General features: G+C 79.7%; 1 protein-coding gene. It reads right to left on the bottom strand.

Annotated features, from left to right (window positions below; translation table 11 throughout):
- The coding region (locus FA014_RS19295) for an ATP-binding protein (protein ID WP_154731222.1) at positions 1-2044 on the bottom strand (2044 nt) is incomplete at both ends.

The following is a 2044-nucleotide window of genomic DNA, read 5'->3' as shown; positions in this document are numbered from 1 at the left end:
CCGGTCCGCCGCCCCGCCGCCGGGCGCCGCCCCGGCCGGCGCGCCCTCCGCCCGCACCCGGGCCAGCGCCGCCTCCGCCTCCGCGACCAGCTCCTCGTCGCGCGTCTCGCGCCGCAGGGCCACCGCGATCTCCAGGTCGCCGAGGGCACCCTCGAGGTCACCGAGGCCGGCGCGCGCCAGGCCCCGGTGCTGGTAGCCCGACGCGACGATCCGCGGGCTGCCGACCGCCTCGGCCACCGTGAGCGCCCGGTCGGCCGCGTCCCGCGCCTCGGGCCAGCGCCGCGCCGCCACCAGGATGCGCGCGAGCTGCGCCAGCGCGTTCGCCTCCGTGAACGCCGCCACCTGCAGCCGCGGCCTCGTCGCCGGGTCCGCGAGCCGCACCAGCGTCGCCCGGGTCGTCGCCAGCGCGTCGTCGAGCCGGCCGAGCCGCGCCTGAACGCGCCCGAGCGCGAGCATCGCCTGCGGGGCGCCCTCGCGGTCGCCCGCGTCGAGCATGCAGGCGACGGCCTCGCGCGCGTCGACCTCGGCCGCCGGCAGCTCGCCGAGGTGCGCCGTCATGGACGACCGGTAGCTCAGCGCCCAGCCGATCTGCGCCGCGTCCCCGCACCGCCGCGCCGCCTCGAGCGCCCGGGTCGCCGCCGCGATGCCCGCCCGGTCGTCGCCGCGGCAGACGGACTGGGCCCAGGCGCGGTAGCCCTCGTGCACCGCGACGAGCCGGTCGTCCCCGAGCGCGGTCGCCGCCTCCGCGGAGCGGTCGTACACCTCGGGCCAGCGGTCCCAGGTCGACCACAGGTCGGAGAACCAGTGCACCGCGTCCGCGACCGCGACGACGCGCTCGTGCTCCCCGGCATCGGAGGCGCGACGCAGCGCGGCGAGCCAGCTGCCCGACTCGGCGCGCAGCCACACGCCGGCCGCCGCCGCGTCGTGCAGGTCGACGTCGCCACCCGCGGGCCCGGCCAGCCCGTCGTCCGGGTGGTCCGCGTGGTCGGGCTCGAACCGCCGCCCGGCGCGGACGGTCGTGGTGAGCAGCCAGTCGTCCGCCGCGGCGCGGGCCGCCTCGTGCGCGGCCGGGTCCTCCTGGTGGTCGAGCTCCCACCGGGCGAACAGCCGGAGCAGGTCGTGCAGCTGGTAGCGGTCGCCGGGCAGGTGCTGGACGAGGCTGAGGTCGCACAGCTCGTCCAGGAGGTCCTCGGTCCGCCAGAGCGACTCGCCCACGAGCGCCGCCGCGAGCCCCGCCCCCGCGTTCGGCGCGTCCACCAGGGCCAGCCGCCGGAACAGCCGCTGGGCGCCCGGGCCGAGCTGCTCGTACGAGGACGCGAACGCGGCGCGCACCTGCAGGTCGCCGGCCGTGAGCGAGTCGAGGCGACGCTCCTCGCTGGACATGCGCCGGACGAGCCCGGCGATCGACCACCCGGCGCGCACGGCGAGCCGGTTCCCGGCGATCCGCAGCGCCAGCGGGACGTCGTCGCAGAGCGAGGCCAGCCGGGCGAGCGGCTCCGCGGCGGAGCGGTCGGGGACGATCCGGGCGAGCAGGGCGACCGAGTCCGCCGGGTCCAGCCGGCCGAGGACCGTGCGGTGCACCCCGCTGAGCCCGGCGAGCGTCCGGCGGCTGGTGACCAGGACCGCCGCCGGGCCCTCGGCGGGCAGCAGCGGCCGGACCTGCTCCTCGGACGCCGCGTTGTCGAGCACGAGCAGCACCCGGCGGCCGGCGAGCAGCCGGTGCACGTGCGCCACCGCCTCGTCGGGGTCGGGCGGGACCGTGCCCTCCGCCAGCGCGTCCGCGACCCGCCGGACCGCGGCGTCCGGGTCGACCGGCGCCGCGTCCACCCCGCGCAGGTCCAGGAACAGCTGGTCGTCGAACCGGTCGGCCAGGTCCCGCGCGACCTGCGCGGCGAGCGTCGTCTTGCCGAACCCGGGCGGACCGGTGACCACCGCGACCGGCGCGCCGCCGGCGGCGGTCAGCGCGCCCGCGAGCGCCGCGCGCTCCACCTCGCGCCCCGTGAAGTCGCCGACCCGGCGCGGCAGCGGCAGCGGCTGCGCCGGG

The sequence above is a fragment of the Cellulomonas hominis genome (assembly GCF_005239125.1).
In the GTDB taxonomy this organism is placed as follows: Bacteria; Actinomycetota; Actinomycetes; order Actinomycetales; family Cellulomonadaceae; genus Cellulomonas; species Cellulomonas hominis_A.
The sequence above is the reverse complement of the archived record's forward strand: the minus strand, read 5'-3'. Positions and strand labels throughout refer to the sequence as shown.